At 62.9% G+C, this 19,007-nt stretch carries 24 protein-coding genes and 1 tRNA gene; 12 read left to right on the top strand and 13 right to left on the bottom strand.

What is annotated here, in order from left to right:
• Positions 1-167: 167 nt before the first annotated feature.
• Both MWN34_RS12655 and MWN34_RS12650 read left to right on the top strand, forming a co-directional pair.
• Entirely contained in the window at positions 168-455 is a 288-nt protein-coding gene (locus tag MWN34_RS12655) for a DUF1488 family protein (protein WP_247029651.1), read from the top strand.
• 90 nt (positions 456-545) lie between these two features.
• Positions 546-623, top strand: a tRNA-Pro gene (locus tag MWN34_RS12650).
• Between the two features lie 232 nt (positions 624-855).
• On the opposite strand, the gene MWN34_RS12645 is transcribed toward MWN34_RS12650, so the two are convergent.
• Both MWN34_RS12645 and MWN34_RS12640 read right to left on the bottom strand, forming a co-directional pair.
• The gene (locus tag MWN34_RS12645) at positions 856-1,251 is read right to left on the bottom strand and encodes a hypothetical protein (protein ID WP_247029650.1); all 396 of its coding nucleotides are present in this window, start codon (positions 1,249-1,251) and stop codon (positions 856-858) included.
• Complete coding sequence (locus MWN34_RS12640; RefSeq protein WP_247029649.1) at positions 1,248-1,634, bottom strand: hypothetical protein; 387 nt, start codon at positions 1,632-1,634, stop codon at positions 1,248-1,250. The genes MWN34_RS12645 and MWN34_RS12640 overlap by 4 nt, the downstream gene beginning before the upstream one ends.
• A 136-nt stretch (positions 1,635-1,770) precedes the next feature.
• Here MWN34_RS12640 and MWN34_RS12635 point away from each other — a divergent pair, with 136 nt between their 5' ends.
• The 5 genes from MWN34_RS12635 to MWN34_RS12615 all read left to right on the top strand — a co-directional run bounded on the left by MWN34_RS12635 (position 1,771) and on the right by MWN34_RS12615 (position 3,901).
• Positions 1,771-2,070: a helix-turn-helix transcriptional regulator gene (locus MWN34_RS12635; protein ID WP_281502992.1), complete on the top strand. Its 300-nt coding sequence runs from the start codon at positions 1,771-1,773 to the stop codon at positions 2,068-2,070.
• Between the two features lie 27 nt (positions 2,071-2,097).
• Entirely contained in the window at positions 2,098-2,571 is a 474-nt protein-coding gene (locus MWN34_RS12630; protein WP_425532105.1) for an SOS response-associated peptidase family protein, read from the top strand.
• 132 nt (positions 2,572-2,703) lie between these two features.
• The gene (locus tag MWN34_RS12625) at positions 2,704-2,910 is read left to right on the top strand and encodes a hypothetical protein (RefSeq protein ID WP_247029648.1); all 207 of its coding nucleotides are present in this window, start codon (positions 2,704-2,706) and stop codon (positions 2,908-2,910) included.
• Positions 2,911-2,952: 42 nt separating this feature from the next.
• A complete protein-coding gene (locus tag MWN34_RS12620; protein WP_247029647.1) occupies positions 2,953-3,117 on the top strand; it encodes a helix-turn-helix domain-containing protein in 165 nt (54 codons plus the stop codon).
• A gap of 433 nt (positions 3,118-3,550) precedes the next feature.
• Complete coding sequence (locus tag MWN34_RS12615) at positions 3,551-3,901, top strand: DUF3102 domain-containing protein (RefSeq protein ID WP_247029646.1); 351 nt, start codon at positions 3,551-3,553, stop codon at positions 3,899-3,901.
• Positions 3,902-4,014: 113 nt separating this feature from the next.
• Here the strand turns inward: MWN34_RS12615 and MWN34_RS12610 are convergent, their stop codons facing one another.
• Genes MWN34_RS12610 through MWN34_RS12600 form a run of 3 tightly spaced genes read right to left on the bottom strand, consistent with a single transcriptional unit; the run spans position 4,015 to position 5,836 of the window.
• Positions 4,015-4,626, bottom strand: coding sequence for a hypothetical protein (locus MWN34_RS12610; protein WP_247029645.1), 612 nt, complete (start codon positions 4,624-4,626; stop codon positions 4,015-4,017).
• Entirely contained in the window at positions 4,623-4,823 is a 201-nt protein-coding gene (locus MWN34_RS12605) for a hypothetical protein (protein ID WP_247029644.1), read from the bottom strand. The genes MWN34_RS12610 and MWN34_RS12605 overlap by 4 nt, the downstream gene beginning before the upstream one ends.
• A 50-nt stretch (positions 4,824-4,873) precedes the next feature.
• Positions 4,874-5,836 (bottom strand): hypothetical protein, encoded by a 963-nt coding sequence (locus MWN34_RS12600; RefSeq protein ID WP_247029643.1) that lies wholly within the window; start codon positions 5,834-5,836, stop codon positions 4,874-4,876.
• Between the two features lie 38 nt (positions 5,837-5,874).
• Here MWN34_RS12600 and MWN34_RS12595 point away from each other — a divergent pair, with 38 nt between their 5' ends.
• Positions 5,875-6,129 (top strand): phage tail assembly protein, encoded by a 255-nt coding sequence (locus tag MWN34_RS12595; RefSeq protein WP_247029642.1) that lies wholly within the window; start codon positions 5,875-5,877, stop codon positions 6,127-6,129.
• A 120-nt stretch (positions 6,130-6,249) separates the two neighbouring features.
• Positions 6,250-7,785, top strand: coding sequence for a phage tail tape measure protein (locus MWN34_RS12590; protein ID WP_247029641.1), 1,536 nt, complete (start codon positions 6,250-6,252; stop codon positions 7,783-7,785).
• Here the strand turns inward: MWN34_RS12590 and MWN34_RS12585 are convergent, their stop codons facing one another.
• The 3 genes from MWN34_RS12585 to MWN34_RS12575 are packed head-to-tail and all read right to left on the bottom strand — an operon-like array spanning position 7,786 to position 10,509.
• Positions 7,786-9,432, bottom strand: coding sequence for a phage major capsid protein (locus tag MWN34_RS12585; protein ID WP_247029640.1), 1,647 nt, complete (start codon positions 9,430-9,432; stop codon positions 7,786-7,788).
• The gene (locus MWN34_RS12580; protein ID WP_247029639.1) at positions 9,432-10,058 is read right to left on the bottom strand and encodes a hypothetical protein; all 627 of its coding nucleotides are present in this window, start codon (positions 10,056-10,058) and stop codon (positions 9,432-9,434) included. Before MWN34_RS12580 ends, MWN34_RS12585 begins: the two co-directional genes overlap by 1 nt.
• 10 nt (positions 10,059-10,068) lie before the next feature.
• The gene (locus MWN34_RS12575; protein WP_247029638.1) at positions 10,069-10,509 is read right to left on the bottom strand and encodes a hypothetical protein; all 441 of its coding nucleotides are present in this window, start codon (positions 10,507-10,509) and stop codon (positions 10,069-10,071) included.
• 363 nt (positions 10,510-10,872) lie between these two features.
• On the opposite strand from MWN34_RS12575, the gene MWN34_RS12570 reads away from it, so the two are divergent.
• Positions 10,873-11,109 (top strand): DUF4160 domain-containing protein, encoded by a 237-nt coding sequence (locus tag MWN34_RS12570; protein ID WP_247029637.1) that lies wholly within the window; start codon positions 10,873-10,875, stop codon positions 11,107-11,109.
• 13 nt (positions 11,110-11,122) lie between these two features.
• Positions 11,123-11,611 (top strand): DUF2442 domain-containing protein, encoded by a 489-nt coding sequence (locus MWN34_RS12565; RefSeq protein ID WP_247029636.1) that lies wholly within the window; start codon positions 11,123-11,125, stop codon positions 11,609-11,611.
• 506 nt (positions 11,612-12,117) lie between these two features.
• On the opposite strand, the gene MWN34_RS12560 is transcribed toward MWN34_RS12565, so the two are convergent.
• The 5 genes from MWN34_RS12560 to MWN34_RS12540 all read right to left on the bottom strand — a co-directional run bounded on the left by MWN34_RS12560 (position 12,118) and on the right by MWN34_RS12540 (position 17,124).
• Entirely contained in the window at positions 12,118-14,280 is a 2,163-nt protein-coding gene (locus MWN34_RS12560) for an AAA family ATPase (protein WP_247029635.1), read from the bottom strand.
• Positions 14,261-14,515 carry a hypothetical protein gene (locus MWN34_RS12555; RefSeq protein WP_247029634.1) on the bottom strand — a complete coding sequence of 85 codons (255 nt, stop codon included), beginning with the start codon at positions 14,513-14,515 and terminating at the stop codon, positions 14,261-14,263. The genes MWN34_RS12560 and MWN34_RS12555 overlap by 20 nt, the downstream gene beginning before the upstream one ends.
• A 233-nt stretch (positions 14,516-14,748) precedes the next feature.
• Positions 14,749-15,567: a hypothetical protein gene (locus MWN34_RS12550; protein WP_247029633.1), complete on the bottom strand. Its 819-nt coding sequence runs from the start codon at positions 15,565-15,567 to the stop codon at positions 14,749-14,751.
• A complete protein-coding gene (locus MWN34_RS12545; protein ID WP_247029632.1) occupies positions 15,567-15,782 on the bottom strand; it encodes a helix-turn-helix transcriptional regulator in 216 nt (71 codons plus the stop codon). The genes MWN34_RS12550 and MWN34_RS12545 overlap by 1 nt, the downstream gene beginning before the upstream one ends.
• Positions 15,783-15,870: 88 nt before the next feature.
• Positions 15,871-17,124 (bottom strand): site-specific integrase, encoded by a 1,254-nt coding sequence (locus tag MWN34_RS12540; protein WP_247029631.1) that lies wholly within the window; start codon positions 17,122-17,124, stop codon positions 15,871-15,873.
• 440 nt (positions 17,125-17,564) lie between these two features.
• Between MWN34_RS12540 and MWN34_RS12535 the strand changes: the two genes are divergently transcribed.
• Positions 17,565-19,007, top strand: a complete 1,443-nt coding sequence (locus MWN34_RS12535) for a metal-dependent hydrolase family protein (RefSeq protein ID WP_247029630.1) — start codon at positions 17,565-17,567, stop codon at positions 19,005-19,007.

The raw sequence follows: 19,007 nt of genomic DNA, 5'->3' as shown, positions 1-19,007 counted from the left end.
GCGGGATCATATGCCGACATGCCGCCACTCTCGCCGTCACATGGTTTCTAGCTCGTTAAAATTGCGCCGCGCACGGCCAAGGGCTCGAACTTCGAGGCTTTTCGCGTGTTGTTGGCTCAGAAGGGCGCCGGCAAGACGTGCCGGGCTGACGATATGGGAGAGACACCATGCAGGAGCATTTTGCCGGTCGGGGTCCCGACGACGTGCTGCAGCGCCGTGCCGTGCGATTCGGCGTTCGCGGGCCGCTGGACATCATCGATTGCTTCGTGAGCTGGGAAGCGCTGGAACGGCTGGAAGGCAGCGGCCCCGCTGTGAACACTCCGGACCGCCTCGCCCGCTTCGAGCGGCACCGTCCCGCCATCGAAGCGGCCGCCATGGCGAAATGCAAGGTGGAGGAGGAACAGCCCGACGCCATCACGCTGGAAGCGGATGACGTCCGGCCGGGACAGGTGTGAGCCGAAAGCTGTGGGCTAATGGTGGACGACGCGCCGCGAACCGCTTGCACTGCGGGTCCCGAATAGGTAGAGAAGCGGGCCTCAGGGCATCGGAGCGTAGCGCAGCCCGGTTAGCGCACCAGTCTGGGGGACTGGGGGTCGGAGGTTCAAATCCTCTCGCTCCGACCATTTTCCTGAAGGAAATCAATTAGTTACAAGGCCGCCGTAGGGCGGCCTTCTGCTTTTCTAGTGCCGAGTCGCCACCGAGTCGCCACCGGAAGCGGTATCACCCGGTATCGCAGGGAAGTGCCCCACCACCCTTTTGAGGCGATGGGGCGTCCAGCCGGGGCGCGCGGGCAATGGGTTGCGCCTGTTCGGTGGCCCCAACTAGATTCGGCTTGCGGCAAGCACCGTCGGGCGCTCATTCCGGGAGGTCTGCCAACCGTCGAACATCGTCGAGCAGTAGCGCTATGTGAGGGGCGTGGACATCCTCCTGAAACATCCTGGGGTTTTCCATCATCCACCGCCAGATCTTGAGTTTTTCAATTACATCCTCCCAGCAGGAGGCCGACATGTTGTGGCAGGCGTCGTCCATGCCGTTGACGACGGCACATAACCCTTCCGTCTCAATGTCAGTGCTATGCAGATCCTCATCTGGGGACGCGTATGCGTCGAGTGCGGCTTGCGCGACCCACCGGATCGCCGCCATCCTCTGGATGGGTGTGACAGGCACCTTCTCCTTCGCCGCCATGGCGACCGCTCTGTAATCATCGGCGGCCGCAAACTCCGTCGGTTGGTGCTGGGTGCGACGGGTCATGTGGACATCCTAGCGCTATGGATCTGCTGGAACAGCGCGCGCGCCGCCTCGGCCTCCTGCGCGACGAGGTCGATCGCCATATGCAGCGCATTCTCGTCGACCATGTCGTCGGCATTGTCTCGGGCGATCTGCGCCAGTCGGGCCGCGTATGCCACCCGGCAAATCTGATTTTCGAGGTCTCCCTGATCGAGATCTCTATCCTCTTCCTCATTGGTGAATTCCACCACCGGCCGATCTGCCGGCGCGTCATAGCGCGCCCCGCGCTGGGTTCGGCGGCTACCGGTCTGCGGGCCGGTCAGTTCCGCCACGGCGATAGCCTCGTCGATCGCGCGGTTGATATTTGGGGGCAAGCCGGTAGCGGCTGCCGAACGAGTGTTCGTCATTGAATACCTCCAAGGGGCTATGAGGAACCGGGCTGCCCCTGACAAGCATGAGCGTGCCCGTGGCACCTCATGATGACAGCCGCTGTCGCCATGAAAGTGACCGTAACGGTCATAATCTGACGCGTCAACACCAATAATGACCCTTGCGGTCATTTCCATTGATCGCGCGGTCGCGACAGTCTATCTCAAGTTCATGATCACACCGATACAAATGCGAGCGGCGCGAGCCCTCATAGGATGGACGCAGCTAGAGGTGGCACGGGCCGCTGGCGTGTCCGAGATGTCCGTGAAGAACATTGAGCGAGGGGTTACAGATCCCCGCGTGAGCACGCTGCGGGCGATCCAGCAGGCGTTCGAGGATGCCGGTGTAGAGTTTATCGACGGCCCCTACAGCGGCGATGGCGGCCCAGGCGTCCGGCTGCGCAAGGCGCGGTGACGCGTTGCACGTGCTAGTCTGGCGCGCATGTGCAATCTCTACAGCCATCGCTCGAACCTTGACGCGATCACCGACCTCGTCGGGTCGCTCCGCAATCGTGCCGGCAACCTGGCGCCGCAGACGGGCATCTATCCCGATTATCCGGCGCCGATCGTGCGCACGGCGGCGGATGGCCATCGCGAACTGGCGATGGCGCGATGGGGCATGCCGTCACCGGCCTTCGCGATGCAGGGCAAGAAGACCGACAAGGGCGTGACGAACATCCGCAACACGGCAAGCCCGCACTGGCGCCGCTGGCTGAGCCCTGCGCACCGCTGTCTCGTCCCGTTTACCAGCTTCAGCGAGCCCCCAGCCGGCGCCCGCGGACCAGACACATGGTCGTGGTTCGCGCTCGCGCCCGATGAACCTCTGGCGTTCTTTGCCGGCATCTGGACGACACGAATCCGTCGAGGGCGTCCGCTCGTGGACCGGCTTCGCCGTCCTTGCGCCGCTGCCCCCTAGGGGCATGACTGCGGGAGGACATCCCGAGCGGCCCGCCTCTCTGGTGGCGCAACATCTGAGGCCTTGGATGCGGGTGGCTTTGCCATGGCATACTCCTGATTCTGGTCAGGTTTCATAACAGAGCGCCACCGCATGACTCCCGAAGAACGCATCGAGCAGTTGGAAGCCAAGATCCAGCAAGCCTATCAGGTCATCGGCACACTGCTGTCCGGCCCGGATGGCGACAGTCCAGACTTCGGCCTGCCGGAGGGGTTGCGGGCCTTGGACTACTTCGCCCACGAGGACTACGATGAGGGCTTCCTGCCGTTCGTGCATCCGCGGGTGGCGGGTAAGGAGTGAGCCCGTCGCAAGGAGGCATACGAATCGCTGATCCGTGCTCGCATGGCAGCGAAGCTCTCACAGGCGGAGCTTGCCATGCGCCTCGGCACCACGCAGTCGGCTATTGCCCGCCTTGAGGGCGGCGGCGTTTCCCCCTCGCTCTCGACGCTCCGGCGCTACGCCGAAGCCACCGGGACAAAGCTGCATGTGGAGCTTGTAGCCGGGTGAGCCTGAAAGGCATCGTCAACGAGGACGGGGAGGCTATAGTTTCTGGTCAACCTGACCAGAAACTCAGTAAGCGAGACAGGATGGGTGAAGGCCGCCCCGAAGGCGGGAGGTGATGACACAGGCTGGTCAAGTTGACCAGTCTGTCATGGTGGACGGGGAGGTGGTGATTTCTGGTCAAGTTGACCAGAAATCAAAAACGGAAAACAACCCAAAGGGATCTGGGATGGGCGAGGGCGGGGAGGTTCTAGATAAAGTGGGTCAAGTTGACCCAGTATCCGCCAAGGGCGGAAAGGGAGGTAGTTCAATCGGGTCAACTTGACCCGATTGAAAGCAAGCGCAAGGACGGTAGGGGGCATCGCCTCGAGGGCGGCTTCCGCCTCGCCGTGCGCACAATGCCGCCGATAGGGCCGCTGCCGAGCGCATCCGAGGGAGGATGCAGCTTGCCGCCGAAAGCATCATAGAGGTGGGGCGGGAGCTAATTCAGCAGAAGAAGGATATTGGTCACGGCAACTTCCTGGCGTGGATTGAAGCGGAATTTGGGATGTCTGACCAGACCGCCAGAAACATGATGAGGGTTGCTGATCTATACGGAGACAAAGTCAAAAGTGTTTTGGATTTGCCCGCCACCGCCCTCTATGCCCTAGCCGCCCCATCCACACCTGATCCCGTCCGAGAGGCCGTGATCGAACGGGCGGCTACGGGTGAGAAGGTGACGGCCTATACATGCTTCAGTGCGGTGATAGTATTGGGGTGCCGTCCATCTCGACCAAGGCCCCCAATATGACCGACGACAGTAAGCCAGCCCATCCGTCCGGTAGTGGTGACAGCGCGCCATCGACCACACCATCATCAGAATCGCCTAAGCCGGCCGCTCGAAAGCCGCGTGAGTTTGATAACTCATGGGTCCCACGGGACAATATGGCCATGAGATGGGAAACCAACATCCATCACCGGGGCAGCCGAAGTACCAAGGGCGATGATTGAATCGGCTACGCTCAAAAACGGTGGTGCCAAGATGATCGTGCACAGGGCAGCGACTGGCGCCAGAATGAGAAAAAGTCGAGCCCACTTCAGATGACCAGAAAGCGAAAGACTTAGGTGGTCGTTAAATTTCATTGTCTCCGACGATGCGTGCATGTAGCCGTCCAATATAGCATCGGCTTTCCTCTCGTCATGAAAAAGGGCGCATCTCCAGAATTGTGGGTCGCGCCCGACTAATGCGAGGGGTGTACTTCTAAGTGTCCATAACGATATGCCCGCTCCGATCAAAAGCGATACAAAGGCGGCGCCGAAGCCATAGGACATCAGCCGAGAAGCGATCGGCGTAGTGCCTAAGCCTGCGGCGACGCCAGACGCGCACGCAATCGCCAACGTAGAGCATAAGCTCAATAGTGACAGAGCCTGATTTTCTTGTGATCGAATGTGCGCGATCAACGCGTCTTCACGGGATCTAACATCATCGATAGCGATTTCCTTGAAAAGGCCGATCGTTTCATCCCAGTCACTCACGGCCGCTGCTCCCTGTACATTCGCCACGCCTCACGCCGCACCGCATCCTTGATTCCGCTATCGATGATAGCCGCCGCCATGCCGGCACATGCGGCCGGCATCATCACGGACGGGCCGGCATGGATATCTTGCGCCAGCCGCATCCGCCGGAACCGCACCGGCCCAACGTCAGCATCGAATTCCGCCAGCACCTTCACGGTGCCAACCCGTGCGTGGACGGGGCGCAGATTGGAAACACGAACACCCATTAGCCGTATACCCCGTCGTTGAACGCCCCGCTGCGGAGGCGTGCCAGCTTGCGATCGAGCCGGGCTTCAACGGCCCGTGCGATGTCGTCCGGAGACTGTCCCGGCGCCGCGTTGATGGTGAAGCTGATGTCGCCGATCGAGACGCTTCCGCGCATCTGGGCGGTTTTGCCGGCACTGTGCACGTATCCCGACCGGGACGGCGTGAACAGTTCCGGGCCGCGCTCGCCAACAATGTAGGAACCACCGCCCCCAACCGGGCCGCCACGTGCCCGCGCCCCGTCAACCGGCGTGCCGCCGGCTTCGGTCGCATGGATCGGCACGGATATTCCTGCACCAAATATGCCTTTAATGCGCTCCCAGATCGACATCGCCTCCGATTCCACCTTGGGTCCCTCGGCCGCCAGCGCAGGAGCAATCTTGGAAAACGCCAGCTTCGACGCCGCCTCGATCTCGTCCAGCTTCAGCAGTTCCTCCGGCCTCGGCATGGGCAGCGGGGGCGCCGCCGGCAGCTTCATGCCGGGAGGAAGCTGCGCGGCGAAGGGAGCGTCGGGCTGCCGCCCATTGGGGCCATAGACCGCAGCAGCCAGCGCCATAGCCGGATCCATCGCCCCAAGGATGGGATTGTCTTGAATCCCCGCCAGCATCTCCTTGTTCTGTTCGACAACATTGGTCGCCGCCGTCGCCAGTGCAGCGCCGCCAGCCATCACACCACCAACAACCGCACCGGCGGCAAGTGCGCTACCCGCAGGAGCCGGGTTCACTCCCTTCGCCTTTGACATGCCCTCGATCATCTTGTCCGTGGCCTTGCGGGCCTCGCGGGCGTTCTTCGCCACGTTCTGACTGGCGCGGCTGAACCCTTCCAGCGACGCCGGCAGGATCGTTTTCGCGGTACGTCCCAGCCCCAGCAGTCGCGCCAGCACGCCCGTCACGACGCCGATGCCGCGAGCCGCGGTGAGTGCCATGGTGCCAAGGCGAAGGATGCCACCGAAGGAGAATGCGAATGTCGACCGTTGATCTCAAATACCCCGTAACTGTTGACGGCAAGACCTACGCAAGTCTGACGCTGCGCCGCAGCACGGTGGGGGATCTCGCCGCCGCTGATCTCGTGACCGGAGCGACGAAGCAGGCGGCGGCCGTGTTGGCATCCGTTTGCGGTGTGCCGATGAACGTAATTCTCGGCCTCGATACTATTGATTACTCCGCGCTTGCGGAGGCTTCAGCCGCAGTCATGGGGGAATCCGCGGCGGCGGCCTGATCGACGCCATCGCATTCGTGTCCAGCCAGCTTTCGACACCCGTTTCGGAGGTCGAAAGCTGGTTGCCGGACAAATTTTTGAAATATCATGCCGCCGCTTTGAAGCTATGGCGGCTGCGGAATGGTGCGGCTGATGGCAACACTTGAATCCAAACTGATCGTCAGCCTCATCGACCGCATCTCCGCGCCGACTCGGGCCATTTCCGCCTCGCTCGGCAAGTTGCAGGCGATGCAGGCGCGCAACAATGAGCGCCTCGACAAGATGCGCGGCCGGATGCTGGACGCCGCCGCGGCTGGGTACGCCCTCTACAAGGCGTTTGCCGGGCCGATCCAGATGAGTCTTGAGTTCTCCGCTAAAATGGAGGACACGGCGCAGAAGACCGGCATGTCGAAGCGGGCGATGGATGCCTATGCCGCATCGATTCGCGATGTTGCCGCGGCGACCGGCCAATCAAACATGGCGATCGCAAACGGAATGGACGTGCTGGCCGGCGCTGGCGCCAGTGCTGACGTTGCGGCCGCTCTGATCGGGCCATCCGCCAAGGCTGCCACGGCCTACCGGGCCGATGTCAATGAAATGGCCCAGACCACGTGGGCGCTGACGGACAATTTGAAAGTTGCGACGACCGACATTCCACGTGCCCTCGATGCAATGGCGGCGGCCGGTAATGCCGGCAAGTTTGAGTTCGCCGACATGGCCCGGTATTTTCCGGCGATCGGAGCGCAATATGCTGCTCTGGGCATGACAGGGGTGAAGGCGGTTCAATATCTGTCTTCGGCGCTGCAAGTGATGGCGAAGGCCACCGGTGATAATGCGCAGGCCGCGACGAACATGTCGAACGTCCTGCAGAAGATCTACGCGCCCGCCACGATCAAGGCATTCCAAAAGCAGCACGTTAATCTCCGCAAGGAGATGCAAAAGCAGATCAAGGCCGGTAAGACGCCGTTAGAGGCTATCGCGAACATAACCGACAAGACCCTCAAGGGGGATCTGTCGCATCTCGGCGATCTGTTCGAGGATGCCCAGGTGCAGGCCGGCATTCGCGCGCTCATCATGTACCGAAAGGAATGGATGGAGACCCGCGCGGAGACCATGCGATCCGGCGGGCAGGTCGAGAAAGATTTTGCGTCTCGCATGGCGACGCCGCTGGCCCAGCTCGATGGGCTGAAGAACGCGCTAGAGGATCTGGGTCTCGCCTTTGGCGATGTGCTGGGTCCGAGTGTTGGCGAGTTTGCCAAGTCGCTCACACCCATTGTGCGCAGTCTCTCGAAATTTGTGCGCGACAACCCCAAGCTGGTGAAAGCCCTGGCGTTCACGGCGGCCGGAATTATCGGCATCAACACCGCAGCGCTGGCGTTCCGCTTTGCTGGGCTGTTCGCTTTCACGCTCTTCAGTGCCGCGCCGATGACGCGAGCGATACGGTTTCCAGGGTGCGCCGCCACCGTTTCGGAAAAGTCGCGGCATGGATTGACGAGCGCCGCAACAACGCGGCAGTTCTCGATCGCGGCACGGGCCGCGTTGGGTAGAGCCATAGTCATCTCCATGTACAAACTGCCGGCCGCGAAGTCCTTGTCGCGATTTTGTGGTGTGGGGGCCGCGAGGACTTCTTACCGTTGTCGGACGGGCCGGCGGCGCCCTCTCGGAGGCGCCCCCTAATTACTGGCCGGGATTCTTTACGAATGCCCGGTGATCGATGACCTTGGCCCCGACATCGAGACGGGCACGGAATTCCATCCCATCGATGTCGAAACCTACCCGCGTTTCGAGGTTCACCTCGCGCCGGCCATCGATATACGCGACCTCGACGGTGTCGATGCTGCCGGGCGCCGCTGCCATGAAGAACGCGGACCCTCCCGCAACAGCCCTGCCGTTTTGCGGATCGGTAAATCCAAGATCCAGCCGCGGCTCGGAAATAATTTCGAGTGCCTGAAGAGAGGGTGGCGGCGCGTCATCGAAGATGGCCGTGAACACCTCGGCCTTGAGAAGCTGCTCGGCTGAGGTCTGCAATTCGACCGGGACGATGAGGAATTTCGGCGAAAGGTTCAACGTCCACCCAGCCGGCGCCACCTGCTTACGCATTCGGGCCTGCAAGATCTTAAGCGCGAGCAGGTCGAAGTCCGAGCCGGCGGCCAGGTTCTTGTGCGTCGCATGGAACAGCGGCACGCCGTCAGCCATCGTGGGGTTCGACAGGATCTGAGCCCAGACCAAGTCGGATTCGATCTGCGCCGCCTGTGCCGCGAAGTTCTGCCCTAGCCGGCCAAATGCATAGATATCGTCGTTCACAAGAGCCTGCCGGCTGATCGAAACTATCTTGCCGTAGGACGCGACCGCATAACTTTCGGTAGAGGCGTCGCTTAGGTCGGCGCGGCGATATTCTTGGTATTCACCCACGCGATCCAGCCTCGGTGCAGCGTCAATCGCCACCCGCGAAATCTCGCTGAAGTCGGACACCGACACTTCCTTCACCAAGGGGCGCCATGTGGCCGGCGCAGCCTCATAGGCGGCCCGGAGCGTCGTGTTGACGACGTTTGAAAGGATCGTCGGAAAATCAACCGTGGTGTTCGCCCGTGTCGTCGCCATCGCGGCGATTTCGCTGGGGGCCTTCCCGCGAACGTCCGCGCCGGCCTCGGAGAGGAAGTCCCGGGCAATGCTGATCAGCGTAAGGTCCCGATACTCTCGGGCACCGTCGGAGAGGTCACCGCCGGCAAGCCGGTGACGCAAGGCCTCTTCGATGAACCCGGCACGCCGCTCACCAGCTTCCCGGACGACGCGGGCGGCGATGGTCTCGCCGCCAAGGCTCCGGACCTGTGCGGCCGGATCGGCCGGGACACCTACGACCGAAATCTCGTAGGGCGCCCACTTGGTGTACCGCCGAACGGGAATGCCATCGTCACCGGCCCGCTCTGGCACGTATTCTCGGCGTGTGTATCCAACCGAAATATTGCGCAGAACCCCGTCGCGGATCTTCGCGACCCGGTCGGCATCGCCCGCCGCGGATGACAGGAGAACTTTCGCGACGCCCTTTCGGCTGTCGATCCGCGCCGTTCCGGGGACAACGCTGCCGATCACCGCGTCAACGCCACCAAGCATGTCATGGCTATCAAGCAGTGGAGCGCCAGCGTTCAGGCGTGTCAGATCGACCGCGCCGGGCTGGCAGGACAGTACTTCCCAATATGTGGAACCGTCCGGCACAACCCGGAGCACTGGCGTCTCCGTCGCGAACACGACTTCAATAGTGTTCGAGGCAGGATCGAAAGATGCGGCCCGCAGTTCGCCGCCAGACACAACTCGTTTAAGCATCATCACCCCCCGACCTTCGGGTCGCTTTTCGTCGTTTCATTAGACAACCAGCCGAGCGGCGCGGTCGTCTTGCTCGGAGGAATCGCGAATAGGGCATCAGGTGAGTAATCGGTGCGAGGCCAGAAGGTCCCGAGAACAGTCGCCCGAACGCCCTTGAGGCCGGCGCCAAGCTCTTCCTGAAGGTCTACGTCCGAACCGGAATACAGGGCCGAATTCAGCTTTTCGATTTCGGCCTCGACTGTCGCGACATCAGCAGCCAGCGGTGCGAGCAGCTTGTGCGCTTTAGCGACATCGGTATGCCAGCGCTTGACAACTTCATCGCGCCTGGCGATTGCGGCAGCGACCTTCTCCTTCGCGGCAGCGCGGCGTTCCTCGGCTTCCGCATTGGCGATGCGCGCCACCAGTTCGTCCCGTCGGACGTGAGCGCGATCCATGTCGCGTTGTGCGGCGCGCCGGGCTTCGTCGGCTCGTACGACATCGGCCTCGTCGTCATCAAGCAGCGCGGCGCGGTATCCTGCCTCCGCAGCGGCGACAGCGGCGTGGAGCGCCGGCTCGTCGAGAGCGGCCAGCGCCGCCCGCAATTCATCAAGCGGCGCCGGTGCAGCCCGCGAGAACAGTTTTGAAAACATGATGGCGTCCCTAAGTGGCGAGCCGTTCAAGGTGGGGATGAAGCGACAGCCAAATCAGCGAAATTTCGACAATGACCCGCACCTCCGGTTGGCCGTCTGTCGCGGGATGCATGAACTCGGCCTCGTCCAGGAAGCCCGGCAGGCAGGTCCGGCCGCGGTCGTGGGTGATCTCGTACGCACGCCGGAACACCCAGTTGGATGCCGGAAAATCGATGCGGTAGAGTGCCCGCAGGATCGCGGCGCGGAAAACGTCATGAGCGGTCATGCGGCGGGATCCGCCCACCTTGCGGTGCATCGGCACACCAATCGCTTCGGCCATCTTAAGCCAATGCGATAGGGTATTCTCGGGCAGTTCGAGCAACTTGGCGGCGTCGGCAACAGAAATTACCGGGTCGTCGAGCCACTGCGGGCGCGGGATTTCGGCCCGCAGGACGAGCGTGTCGTCGGGCATATGATGGTCCTGTGATTGATGATTGATGACCGCCCGCATGTCGGGGGGTTTAAAAAAAAACGCCGGGCGGAGGGAGGCAGTCCCCAGCCCGGCAGTTTCAGAAGGTAGATAGGGCCGCTCGAGAAAAGTCGGTCCCACTATTACCGCGCGGCTGAGCAGTTCCGGTTATAACCTCTGTCCTCTCATAACCACCGCACGGGAGGCCGGTGCCGGTCATGACCAGCGCGGCATTGGCGCCTCGTGCTCTGGTGGCCTTCGCCGGCGGTGGATAGCCGAACCACAGAATTCCCCCTATTTCAAGGGCATGTTGTTGACATCCCCTTATTTCAGGGGTATGTTTAATCATCAACAGCGTTGAGGGACATGGGCAAGCTCCACACCATCGGCAAGATCACCGTCCGGGTGTATGCCAATGACCATCTGCCCCCGCACTTCCACATCGTCGCCCCGGACTTCGAGGCCCTTGTCGAGATCACCAGCCTGACCGTTCTCAAAGGCTCGCTGCCCAAGGCCGGTCGCCCGGCTCTGGACTGGGCCTCGCAGAACAAGGCGGCGATCATCGCCGAGTGGAACCGAATCAACCCCCGCTTCCCCGCCTGAGGAGGGCAGAGACATGGCAACCGAACTTCCCCGCATCGCCAGTGTCGAGGTGACCGGCGCCACCACTCTCCGCGTCCAGTGGGCGGACGGCGCGGCCGATATGGTGGACCTCGCCGGCTGGGTCGCCACGGGCTCCCCGGTGCTCGATCCGCTGTCCCGGACGGCGACCTTCGCGCAGGTCCGCGTCGGCGATTACGGCGCGTCGCTCGAATGGGGCGACGATGATGACCTCGCGATAGACGCTGTCCACCTGCACACGCTGGCGTTGGCGCAGCGCCCGTTCACCAGCGCCGACCTCGATGCGTGGCAGAAGTCCATGAACCTCTCGAACCGGGAGGCCGCCGATTTCTTCCAGATGGCCGTCAGCCGGTGGGAAGCGTATCGGGCCGGCGCCGCCGTCCCCGCGCGCATCGCCATGCTGTGCCGCGCCGCCGAGCGTGATCCGATCCTTATGCAGGCCTACTATCGGCCCCGGAAGCCGGGGCGCCGCAGGGCGGCGTGATCCGGGCCACCGTCTCGCCACCCCAGAATTTTCGATCTCAGATCGGACCTATCCAAAAACCCCGATTTTCGCCCTAAACCGCCCGAAAGAGGTATTATTGTAGCAGGCGCGGAACCCCCCTAGGCAACTTTGCATAGACGGAAGCCCCGCGGTGGCGCTTCCCCGCTCCCTGTCGAGGCGGGGACAGTACCTTCCCCAGGGGGGGGGGTGTGTGGCGGCGTGGGGCGGCGCGGCGGCCCGGCAGATGCGTGATGCGGAAGCGCTACGGCCACAAGCTGTGCTGCGGGGTTAAGTCATTGATATAGATATACAATCTTTACTCCGTAGCGTTGGCGCGCCCCCTAGTAAAAAGACACTACGCTACGACTACGAATTCCACCCTTGGCGGGAGAGGGGATAAAATCCCCCCTCTCCGCTGCTATATGGGCTTCTACATCTACGAATATTCGATGCTACGACTGTAAGCCATTGTGTTCAAATGGTTATTTATGATCCCGTAGCATGGCCTACGCCGCGCCACGGTCCGGACCGCTACGAGATCCCGGCCACGGCCTCCTCCTGTGGTTGGCGACGATAGTTCCGGCGAGGCGATCGCCGGTTTTGCGTTGGTGGACGCGCTCGGCGATCGGCCCGGCAACATCTGTTCCCTTCCGGGTGAGCTTCCACACCCGTGCAGCGTAGTGGATCAGATCTTGACGCTTCAGCCGATCGGTAGCATTCGCTGCTCGCTGCTTGTCGGGCTTACCATCTTCCAGGCACCAGCCGAGATCAGCGGCCAGTTCCGTCAGGGACCGGGCACCATTCGCTCGGATCGCCAAGAGGATTTCGTCATCATCCCGGTTGCCGGCATCAGCGCGTTCCGCTACCTCGGCCTCGCCGACGGGCACGGCCAGGACGGTCGGGATCTCTCGCCCCCTGCTGTCCACCAGTCCGGGCGCCGTGACCTGCCGCATGTCGAAAAGCATGGGCGAGAAATCCGGACCGCGATGCTTGCCCAGCCAGTGCAGGGAGGATGCTTCGCCTCGCTTGGCAAGGGTGAGGTTACCGTCGAGCTCATTGAGGAAAGCGCCGCCCCCACGGGGCAGCAAACTGTCGGGCGTGGCGTTCTTCACCGGATGCGATGCCGCCAGCACTGTCGGGCGCGGTGGCAGCAGCGCAAGGTCACGCAGCAAACGGGCGTACCGCCCGATCTGCGTGTTTGAATTTTCGTCGTCACCGGCGAAATAGGCGGCGGTTGTGTCGACAACGATGAGCCCGACGCCGCCAAGGCGTGCAGCCTCCCGATCGATGTGGTCGAGGAAGGTCTCGATACTGAATACGCCCCTCACGAAATGAACGTCGATATCTTCAGCGTTCAAACCCAGTGCATGCGTGAGGCCAATCCACCGCATGGCGACGTCGTCGGGATTCTCCCCGGCGAAATAGAAGACCCGGCCCTGTTTCGTCTCGCGGCCAGCGAATGGCGAACCCTGCGCGACGCATGCAGAGAGCAGCAGGGCAACCGCAGTCTTCCCGGCGCCCGTCTGACCGGTGAGGCTATACAAAAATCCGGATTGCATGATGCCATCCAGCAGATAGTCCGGGGGCTGGAATCCCCGCACGAAATCGCCTGATGGGATTAGCATGGGCGCACTCGGCTGCGCCTTGTCGGGTTGTGGGGTGTTATCATTGGCGGCCTTGGAACGCAGTTTATCCGCCATCGCCTGGCCCGCCTCCCGCGACTGGATATGGGGCTGCCCGAACCGAGACCACATTCGGGCAAAATCTTCTCGCGCGCGGTCCTCGGTGCTGTATCGGTTCAGCCAATCACCTTCCGCCGTCAGGAACAGCGCAGCGGCGACGTTGGCGGGGTGCCCATCGAATGCGAGCCGTTCCACGACGCGCGCCGCATGGGCGGAGCGGTCCCCGACATCGTCTGCAGCCAGCAGGCGGGCCACCTCCGGCGTCACCTCGACACCGTCGACGTCGGGCAGATCGCCAAGCGCGACAGGCGCGGCGTCGGGGCTTGGAGTATGAGCGGACACGGCGACGGCCAACGCCGCCGGATCAGTGAGCGTGCCGTCCCATGGCTCGATAGCTGTCACCGCCACAGGTTCCGGGTTGCGCCCTCGGGCGATCTTGGCGTTGCCCGGCCAGTTCAAGGTGCCGGGCACGCGCCAGACGTGTGCAAGATCGACAGTGCCGTGATCAGACCCTGTGACCGCCTTGAGGCCGCGAGCTATCGCCCGGGCGACGTCCGGCGTGACGGGGCGGTCGAACAGCCACATTGGTTGGCGATTGCCCGGCGACGTTTCCAGGGTGATGTTTGGCGGAAGCGGATAGCCCCCGCTCGCCCGACCCGTGTCCGCGTCCATGTCCGCGACGAGTCCCAATACGGCGACAACATCAGCAGCGCCGCCACGCTGGCCCCGGGCGAGGGACCGACGCATAACCTGCAGTCCGCAGTAAACGTTCGCTCCCCTGGTGCCACTGTGTGCCTCGATGGCGGCAACCATGCCGTCGACGTCGCCAACGGGGTGATGGGTGATGACGCCACCATCGCGATCGAGCGCGGCGTTAAATACGGAAACGACGAGCACACCGTCCACATCGCGTGCGAGACGGTGCAGCATCCCGACGTGCTCGCGGATCGGGTTAGGATGGGTGGTTTCAGGCTGCGTTGCGGACATTGGGGCTCTGGCTCCGGTAGGCCGCGACGGCGGCGCGAGTGATTTCGACGGCAAGATCGGGAGCGAAACCGACAGAGTGCCGCCCGGCCGTCCCATGGGCGAATATCCGGAATTCGCCGCCCTGATTTCGGTGGAGACGTAGATTGAACAGGCGGAGTCGTTCGTCGATCTCCACGTCGACGAACGCGACGACGTTGCCACCCGGCGGTGCCGGGCGGATCGCAATGATTCTCATGGTTGAAGTCCCCGACGGGGTAATGCCCGACCAAAAAGGGTCGGGGGCTGTGGGTGTGGCTCAGTTGAGCAAGTCGCCCAACGCGCCGACGTTGTTCGCTGTCAGATATTCCGCTTGCCAGTCCGCATCGGCGGATTGCCAGACGCGACGGAGGTTCATCATCGCGGCGTCCACGTCGGCAACATACTGCTCCTTCGCCCCAACCATAGCTGCCGCGACGCTGCCGGGATGGGCTATGCGTAAGCTGTTTGATCGACAGATGGGGCCGAGCGCTTCGCCGGCTCAACGTACGCCCGTAGCTCAGCGACGATGTCGCGCGCCCTAGTGGGGTCGATCACAACTTCCGGCTCGTAGCCGGACGTCTCCCACAAGGCCAGAATGTGTTTGACCGGGTAGTCACATTCAAGGACCGCGGCCCACCGTCCTCCCCATGCCTTACCGTTGGCGAACCGCTCTGCCGTCGCCCGGTTGCGGGTCCACGACATTCCCCGCCGGCGGGCGCTGTTCACCTCGGCCTGCTGCCCCGATCCGCGGTAAAGCCGAACGGTCGGCCCGGCTTTGCGCAGGTCCGCCATGGTTGCGAGTTCATCGTCGTCCATCAGCAGGCTGTGTCCGGCCTCCTTAAAATACTCGCGCAACACCACTTTGCTTACGGCGTTGACGTATAGGGCACCAACCGATCGGCCGGCGATGAACCCTTCCTTCAGCATCCTTGCCCGGACGCGAGGGCCGCCAGCACGCAGGTACAGAAATTCGTCCGGGATGATGCCCCGGCACTCACCATCGACTGCGCAGAGCATCCGCTGCACCGCCTCGCACGCCTCGTCATCGTCTCGGCGTTGAACCAGCGCCAGATCGACGAGGCGGTCGATTGCTTCGACGTGGTAGGGTCGCGGTTCATCATCGTCCCCGACATGCAGGCCTATCTGCCGCAAACGTGCGTGGCGGTTGCGAACATGCTTCAGGGCTCCGTCCCGGAATATCCTGGCCTGCTCGGCCGGCGCCATTTCCGACCAGCGGTACGCGGCGTACTCGCGGTTCCAGTTCACCATCACGCCACACTCCGCACGGCACGATCGGCGTCGTTCGCGGCGTCCCAGGTACTCGTGCGCCGCCGGGACGCGATCCAGGCATCCAGGTCTGTGGGATCGTAAAACACGGCGCTGCCCAACTTATAGAAGGCCGGCCCGCCCGGATTCATCCGGAGTTTATTCAACGTTGAAACGGAGAGCCCGAGCCGGGCAGCGGCATCCTTGACCTTAAGCATTTGAAGCACCCTTCGCGTGGCGCCGCGCTCATGGCGCAGCTAACGAGATAGCGAGGAAAGTCGAAAAACGCCAACGAAACGCAGGGTATCATTCCCCAACTTTGTCGATGGCCTCCGCGATCCGGCTGGCAATCGCGTCGGCAGCGGCGCGGACGGGATCGACATGCAGGTGGGCGTATCTTTGCGTGGTCGCGGCATCCGCGTGGCCCAGAAGTCCGCCGATCACGGGAAGCGACATCCCCGCCGCGGCGCCGACGCTCGCAAATGTATGACGGAGATCGTGCAGCCTCACCCCGGTCAACCCGGCCCGTGCCGAGATGGCCGCCCAGGGCTTCTTGAGGTCGGAGCGAGGGCGATCGGGGTCCGTCGATGCAATGACATAAGCCCCGACGCGAGGCAGCCCTTTCAGAACATCCTGCGCGGCGCTGGAGAGTACTACTGTCTTCTTTCCTGTCTTCGAGTCGGGCAGGAACAGCACGCCGCGGCCATCGTCGAAATCAACCCATCTGAGATTCAGGATTTCGCGGAGCCGGCAGCCGGTAAGGAGAAGCAATCGAATGGCACCGGTCGCGTGAGGACTGAGGGTCGTCCGGTTTTTTACTTTCGGCGCGTGCTTTGAATCTGACGGGGCGTGCGGCAGGCCGATGGTCTCGGCCTCGCGGAGTGCGGCGCCGAGGCGGGTGAGTTCTTCTGCTGTCAGGTAGCGTTCCTTGGCCTGCTCCTTGAATTTTTCGACCCGCCCACAGGGATTGCACCCCTCTGGCACCAAATTCATTTCACCAGCCCAGTTATAAATGCCACTTAGTAATGTTAGGGCCCGGTTCGCCGCGGTTCGCCCTCCCCGCCCCTCTTTCGAAGGCGATGCGACACGCCGGTGAAACCGGTCAACGTCTTCACGACTGACCGTAACTGCCCGCTTCGCTCCAAGTGCCGGCCTTATGTGGCTTTCGATCAGTTGCTTGTAGTAGGCCGCCGTCCGGCCTTTGCGCTTCGGCTCAACGTGCCTCGCGAGATAAGCATCGCACAGCTCGCCCACTGTTTCGGCCGCCCGCTCTGCCCGCCTCTCAGCCGCAGGATCGCCCCCCTGCCGGATGGCCGCCAGCATGTCCAGTGCCGCAGCCTTGGCATCCTCTGGCGACATTTCGGTGCCACCAATCTTGATGCGCCGCTTGGCGACACCCCTGCCACCTGCCCCCGGACGATATTCCAGCACCCAGCTCCGTGTTCCGGTCGGCATGATCCGCAGCCCCAGTCCCGGAACGTCGGTGTCGAAGTAGGTGACAACGCGCGCTGCCGGCAGGAGCCCCGCCACGTTCTTTCGGTTTAGCTTGATCGTTGGCATAAACGAAACCTCCGACAGATAGCCTAACTTCGAGTCGCCACCGAGTCGCCACCGAAAGCGGAAATCAGGGGGATTTATTGGTTATGGAATATAGCGTGTCGCATCAGAAAAATTCCATAGTCAATTGAAATACCGACATTTTATAAAACACGAGAAATCAGCAGGACACAACGAAGCTAAGTCTGGGGGACTGGGGGTCGGAGGTTCAAATCCTCTCGCTCCGACCATTTTCCTGAAGGAAATCAAGATATTGGCAAGCGCGGCGCCAGACATTGGCGGCGCGCTTTTGCTTTTGGGGCACCTACGCCGGGCTTCGCGCAACCGTGAAGTCAGAGCGGCGAAGTTCCGGCGCCTGTCCCGCGTCAGGGGTGCCCGCCTGCTCCTCTTCGTCCTAAGCTTGCGGGCACGGTGGTTCCGACGTCGAAGCCGGGAGTGATTCCATGATGCGACTGGGCCGGAAATACCAACATCTTGCCCGCCCGCCGGGATGCGCCTGCTGCATACCCGTCCCCGAAGGCATCGCTTTCAAGCTGGAAGACTTCTCACGGCGCCGTTTCCTCGCCGGAGCCGGTGCCGCGGCGATTGCGGGCATAATCGCGAGCCCGGCGGGAGCGCAGTCCGCGGTGCCGAAGACACTGTTCCGCCAGGTGCGCGTCTTCGATGGAAAGGCGGACACGCTGACCGCCGCCGCCCAGGTGCTGGTCGAAGGCAACCGCATCACCGTGGTCGACACCACGAACAGCGATCCGCCGACGGATGCCAGCGTCATCGACTGCGGCGGGCGGGTGCTCATGCCCGGGCTCATCGACGCCCACTGGCACGCCATCTACGCGGCGGTGCCGCTCAACGTGCTGATGAGCGGCGATCCGGGCATCATCTTCGCCACCTCGACGGCCGAGGCCGGTCGCACCCTTCTGCGCGGCTTCACCACCGTGCGCGACGTGGGCGGGCCGACATTCTCATTCAGACAGGCCATCGACATCGGCATCATCGAGGGGCCCCGCATTTTTCCTTCTGGCGCGATGATCACGACCACGAGCGGCCACGGCGACCTGCGCATGCCCTTCGAAATTCCGCGCGATGCCGGCCAGCTCAGCCTCAGCGAACGAATGGGCGCCGCGGCGATCGCCGACAGTATCGGGGATCTGAAGCAGCGGGTGCGCGAACAGCTCGCGCAGGGCGCCTCCCAGATCAAGCTGGTGGGCAGCGGCGGGGTCTCCTCGCCGCGAGCCCCGCTCGACGTGATGACCTTCGGCGAGGCAGACCTGCGCGCCGCGGTCGAGATCGCCAGCGACTGGAACACCTATGTCACCGTTCATGCCTATACGGCGCAAAGCGTCCGGCGATCGATCGCCGCTGGCGTCACCTGCATCGAGCACGCCCACCTGATCGACGAAGAGACAGCGCGGCTGATGGCGGAAAAGAAGGTCTGGCTGAGCACCCAGCCGTTTCTCACCATGGCCGACACCGGCTCGCAGACCGGATCGGGCGCGGAACGCGCGCAGCAGCTTTTCGCCGGCACCCCGCAGCTTTACGGCTTCGTGAAACGGTACGGAATCCGCACCGCCTGGGGTTCCGACGTGCTGTTCTCGCCCGCGCTGACAGACCGCCAGAGCCTCATGCTGACGCACCTCGCCAACTGGTATTCGAACGCGGAAGCGTTGCGCATGGCCACCTCGCAGAATGCGGAACTGCTCGCGCTCTCCGGCGCCCGGGCGCCCTATCAGGGAAAGCTGGGCGTGGTCGAAAAGGGCGCCCTTGCCGACCTGCTGGTGGTCGACGGCAATCCGCTCGAGGATATCCGCCTGCTGGAGGATCCCGGGCGGAACCTCGCCGTGGTCATGAAGGATGGTCGCATCAGCAAGAATGCGCTGCGCACATAG

This window comes from Ancylobacter crimeensis, from assembly GCF_023016805.1.
In the GTDB taxonomy this organism is placed as follows: domain Bacteria; phylum Pseudomonadota; class Alphaproteobacteria; order Rhizobiales; family Xanthobacteraceae; genus Ancylobacter; species Ancylobacter crimeensis.
This window is presented reverse-complemented; position numbering and strand designations above follow the sequence as displayed.